We start from the raw sequence: 5,426 nt of genomic DNA, 5'->3' as shown, positions 1-5,426 counted from the left end.
GCCGCGGTGCGCGGCCCGCGCGTCGACCGCCCGATCACGCCGCCCGGCGAGGCGCAGCCAGCCGACGAGCTGCCGCCGCCGGGGCCCGCCAACACCCAGATCGTCGCCGGCCCCTACGGCGGGGCGATGGCGGTCCTGGGCACCGGGGCGACGATCACCCGACCGTCCTTCGCCGCCAACAACGACGTGTGGGCGGTGGTCGACGGCAAGCCGACCCGGTGGGCCGGGGGCGAGAACCGGCCGGTCGTGGTGGGCACCGAGGCGTTGGAGGCGGTCGCCAAGGGATCCATCCAGGAATTGCAGGTCTCACCCGACGGGGTGCGAGTGGCCCTGATCGTGGCGGGCCAGGTGCTGTTCGCGGTGATCGAGACGGCCGACGACGGGCGGGTCGTGCTGGCCCACCCGCGGTTCGCCGCTTTCAACATCGGCAACCGGGCGGTCGCCCTCGACTGGGCGTCGCCGACGACGGTCGTCGTCGCGCGAGACGCCGCCGAGACACCGGTCACCCAGGTCCCGGTGTCGGGTCTGCCCGCGGCCGGGCAGGTCACCGGCAACCTGGCGCCGCCGGTGCGCGCCGTCGCGGCGAACCTGTCGGCCACCTACGTGGCGGATTCGCGCGGCGTGCTGAAACTGTCGAGCAGTGCCCGCGACCGCGGCCAGACCTGGGTGGACGTCCCGGCCGCCAAGGGGCCCGACATGATCCCGGTGATGCCCTGACGCGCTGACGGTCACCGCCGCTCAGTCGGCGGCGGCCAGGGCGACGGCGAGGTCGACGGGCACGCCGTGGTGGCGCAACACCCGCACGGATTCGGCGATCGTCGCGCCGGTGGTGACGACGTCGTCGACCAGCACCACCGCACACGATCGGTCCACCGGCGCGGAGGTGGTGCGCAACCGGACCGCACCGCGCAGGTTCGCGCTGCGCTCGCCGGCCGACAGCCCGGCCGAATCACGCACCAGGGCCCGGGTGCGAAGGAGTGGGGCCACGTGCGCGCCCCCGCCGATTCCGACGGCCGCTGCCCGGCAGTACGCCTCGACCGGATCACCGCCGCGCCGTCGTGCGGCGAGCGCCCGGGTAGGTGCGGGGACCAGGACCAGGCGCCGGGCGTCGGGCAGCTCGCCCCACCGGTCCAGGATGCTCAGACACCGCACCAGCGCACCGCCCAGCGGGGCGACCAGGTCGCGCCGGTGCCGCTCTTTGACCCCGACGATCGCGCTGCGCATCGGGTCGCGATAGGCGCCGATCGTCCACACCGGGACGCCGACGCGCACCCGCGGTCGCACGAGCCGGGGCGCGTCGTCGAGCCGGCGCGCGCAGCCCGCGCACCACGAGACCCCCGGCCTCCCGCAGCCGCCGCAGACCAGCGGCACGACGAGGTCGAGCAGCGCCGCGAGCAACGACCCGGGCGCGAATCGGTCTCCTGATTCCCCCAATGCGACTACCCCCGACCCCATCGCACCACGCCCGACCCCGCCGTGGCGGCAAAACCTGGCAGGGTGGTGCAACTGCGACTACGGTCGGACTCACCATGCCCCGCCAGTAGGAGGAGTCTGTATGAGCGTCATCCACCGCAAGGGCCATCGCGAGTCGAAGGTCAACCGTTCGCGAGGGGCGGAGCAGTATGACGCCGAGGCGGCCTTCACGCGGCCGCGGGGAACGGTGGTCTCCGCGACGCCGGCGGAGCCGGAGGCGACCGTCACCTTCTCCGGGCGCAACGTCGAGATCCCCGAGCACTACCGCGTCTACGTACAGGACAAGTTGGCCAAGCTCGAGCGCCTGGCCCCCGGGGTGCAGCGTTTCGACGTGCAGCTCTACCACGAGCGCAACCGTCGGCAGGCCAAGGCGTGCCAGCAGGTCGAGCTCACTGCCATCGGCAAGGGCCCGGTGGTGCGCGCGCAGGCCGGTGGCGAGAACTTCTACGCCGCCCTGGAGCTGGCCCTGGACCGCCTGGACTCGCGCCTGCGCCGCGCGAAGACGCGTCGGGAGATCCACTACGGGTTGCGCACCCCGACCTCCTTGGCCGAGGCGACCGCAACCGGCGCCGGCGACCTCGCGGGCAGCGCGGCTGACTCGGTGGCCGCCGCCGAGCGCGATCAGGCCAAGTACGAGGTCGACGACCACGAGCCCGGCCAGATCGTCCGCGTCAAGGAGCACCCGGCCGTGCCGATGACCGTCGACGACGCCCTGTACGAGATGGAACTGGTCGGCCACGACTTCTTCCTGTTTCACGACAAGGAATCCGATCAGCCGTCGGTGGTCTACCGCCGCCACGCGTTCGACTACGGCGTCATCCGGCTGACCTGATCGCCGGCCGGCGCCGCGCCGGAGGACGCGCTGCGGCACGTCGACCGCGTGTTCCGTACCATGTCAGAGGGCCCGCGCTGCGGCCCCCGCCCCGGGGGACCAGAGCGGTCATGACATTTCACGGGTTAAACACAAGGGATTGCCAGTGCTGAACAAGCTGCTCCGCGTCGGTGAAGGCCGGATGGTCAAGCGCCTCGACGTGATCGCCGGTCACGTGGAAGCGCTCGAAGACGAAACCGCCGCGCTCTCCGACGACGAATTGCGGGCGAAGACCGCGGAGTTCAAGGAGCGCATCGCCGACGGCGAGACCCTCGACGAACTGCTGCCCGAGGCGTTCGCCGTGGCCCGTGAGGCGGCCTGGCGCGTGCTGGACCAGAAGCACTTCCACGTCCAGATCATGGGTGGTGCCGCACTGCACTTCGGCAACATCGCCGAGATGAAGACCGGTGAGGGCAAGACCCTGACCTGTGTGTTGCCGGCCTACCTGAACGCGTTGGACGGCAAGGGCGTCCACGTCGTCACCGTCAACGACTACCTCGCCAAGCGCGACGCGGAGTGGATGGGCCGCGTGCACCGCTTCCTCGGCCTGGAGGTCGACGTGATCCTGTCGGCGATGTCGCCGGAGGCCCGCAAGCGCGCCTACGACGCCGACATCACCTACGGCACGAACAATGAGTTCGGCTTCGACTACCTGCGCGACAACATGGCGCACTCGCTCGACCAGCAGGTGCAGCGCGGCCACGCCTTCGCGATCGTCGACGAGGTCGACTCGATCCTCATCGACGAGGCCCGCACGCCGCTGATCATCTCGGGCCCGGCCGATTCGTCGAGCAAGTGGTACGTCGAGTTCGCCCGCCTGGCGCCGCTCATGAAGAAGGACGTCCACTACGAGGTCGACATCAAGAAGAAGACCGTCGGCGTGCACGAGGCGGGCGTCGCCTTCGTCGAGGACCAGCTCGGCATCGACAACCTCTACGACCCCGCCAACTCCCAGCTCGTCGGCTACTTGAACAACTCGATCAAGGTCAAGGAGCTCTTCCACCGCGACAAGGACTACATCGTCCGCAACGGCGAGGTCGTCATCGTCGACGAGTTCACCGGCCGCGTGCTCGACGGCCGTCGCTTCAACGAGGGCCTGCACCAGGCCATCGAGGCGAAGGAAGGGGTGGAGATCCAGGCGGAGAACCAGACCCTGGCCACGATCACCCTGCAGAACTACTTCCGCATGTACGACAAGCTGGCGGGCATGACCGGTACGGCCGAGACCGAGGCCGCCGAGTTCGACCAGATCTACAAGCTGGGCGTGCTGCCGATCCCGACGAACAAGCCGATGGTCCGCCAGGACAAGACCGACTTGATCTACAAGACCGAGGAGGCGAAGTTCGACGCCGTCGTCGACGACATCGCCGAGCGGCACGAGAAGGGCCAGCCGGTCCTGATCGGCACGACCAGCGTCGAGCGGTCGGAGTACCTGTCGCGCCAGCTGCAGCGCCGCGGCATCCCGCACAACGTGTTGAACGCGAAGTTCCACGAGCAGGAGGCCCAGATCATCGCCGAGGCGGGCCGCGTCGGCGCCGTCACCGTGGCGACGAACATGGCCGGCCGCGGTACCGACGTCGTGCTCGGCGGCAACGCCGACATCATCGCCGACTCGCGCCTGCGCAAGGCCGGGCTGGACCCGGTGCACACGCCCGAGCAGTACGAGGCGGCCTGGGACGAGGCGATCACGATCGCCCGGCAGAACGCCGAGGCGGAGGCCGAAGAGGTGCGTGAGGCCGGTGGTCTCTACGTGCTGGGCACCGAGCGGCACGAGTCGCGCCGCATCGACAACCAGCTGCGCGGCCGTTCCGGCCGTCAGGGCGACCCGGGCGAGTCCCGCTTCTACCTGTCGCTGGGCGACGAGCTCATGCGCCGCTTCAACGGTGCCGCGCTCGAGACCATCATGAACCGCGTCAACCTGCCCGACGACGTGCCGATCGAGGCGAAGATGGTCACCAAGGCCATCCGCTCGGCGCAGACCCAGGTCGAGCAGCAGAACTTCGAGGTCCGCAAGAACGTCCTCAAGTACGACGAGGTGATGAACGAGCAGCGCAAGGTCATCTATCACGACCGCAACACCATCCTCGCCGGCGAGGACCACAGCGGTGAGATCCAGGGCTTCATCGACGACGTCGTCGGCGCCTACGTCGACGGGGCGACCGCCGAGGGCTACGCCGAGGATTGGGACATCGACAAACTGTGGGACGCGCTCCGGGCGCTGTACCCGATCGACCTGTCGCCCAAGCAGGTCATGGGCGAGAACGAGTTCGGCGAGCGCGACGACATCGCGCCCGAGGAGCTGCGCGAGGTCCTGATCACCGATGCGCACAAGGCCTACGCCAAGCGCGAGGACGAGATCGACGCCATCGCCGGCGAGGGTGCGATGCGCCAGCTCGAGCGCAGCATCCTGCTGTCGGTCATCGACAACAAGTGGCGCGACCACCTCTACGAGATGGACTACCTGCGCGAGGGCATCTACCTGCGCTCGATGGCGCAGGCCGACCCCGTGGTCGAGTACCAGCGCGAGGGCTTCGACATGTTCCACGGCATGCTCGAGGGCATCAAGGAGGAGACCCTCGGGTTCCTGTTCAACGCCCAGGTCGAGACCGAGCCGATGCCCACCCCCGGCCCGGCGCTGCCGACCGGCCCCGTCGCCGACTCGGCCGACCAGTCGAAGGTTCCCGCCGCGCTGCGCGCCCGCGGGGTGCCCGCCGAGCCCGCCGAGGTTCCCATGACCTACACCGGTCCCGACGAGAGCGGTGACGCCGAGGTCTTCGACGAGGAGCCGGCCGACGTCACCGACGAGCCGATGAAGCCGAACCGGCGCGCCAAGCGCAAGCCGGCGGCCAAGCGCAGCGGCGGAAAGCGTCGTCGCTGACGATTGCCCTCGGGTGACTTTCGGTTCGGAGGGAACCGTTCGGCCCTGCGCTGCGTCCCATGTATATGGACACCCAGCAGGTCGTCGTTCGCCCCGCTCCACGGTTCGAGCACCCGGGGAGGTGGGCGCAGCCGTGCGACTGTTCCGGTGAGGCGCGTGCGGTGCCCGCGTTGCGGCCGGCGCCGGAGCGCGCGCGGCCGCCGG

General features: G+C 70.1%; 4 protein-coding genes. 3 read left to right on the top strand and 1 reads right to left on the bottom strand.

Annotation, left to right across the window (positions count from 1 at the left end; translation table 11 throughout):
• Window positions 1-717, top strand: a 717-nt coding sequence (locus tag QM634_RS02700) for an LpqB family beta-propeller domain-containing protein (protein WP_415041235.1), incomplete at its 5' end; no start/stop codon positions are given.
• Between the two features lie 21 nt (window positions 718-738).
• Here the strand turns inward: QM634_RS02700 and QM634_RS02695 are convergent.
• Window positions 739-1,434, bottom strand: a complete 696-nt coding sequence (locus tag QM634_RS02695) for a ComF family protein (RefSeq protein WP_415041234.1) — start codon at window positions 1,432-1,434, stop codon at window positions 739-741.
• A 121-nt stretch (window positions 1,435-1,555) separates the two neighbouring features.
• Between QM634_RS02695 and hpf the strand changes: the two genes are divergently transcribed.
• Window positions 1,556-2,305, top strand: coding sequence for a ribosome hibernation-promoting factor, HPF/YfiA family (gene hpf / locus QM634_RS02690; protein ID WP_415041233.1), 750 nt, complete (start codon window positions 1,556-1,558; stop codon window positions 2,303-2,305).
• A 145-nt stretch (window positions 2,306-2,450) separates the two neighbouring features.
• Entirely contained in the window at window positions 2,451-5,222 is a 2,772-nt protein-coding gene (gene secA / locus QM634_RS02685) for a preprotein translocase subunit SecA (RefSeq protein WP_415041232.1), read from the top strand.
• Window positions 5,223-5,426 lie beyond the last annotated feature (204 nt).

The organism is Gordonia sp. (in: high G+C Gram-positive bacteria), assembly GCF_047606305.1.
GTDB lineage: Bacteria > Actinomycetota > Actinomycetes > Mycobacteriales > Mycobacteriaceae > Gordonia.
Note: the sequence above shows the minus strand (reverse complement) of the source record. Positions and strands in the feature narration are given on the sequence as shown.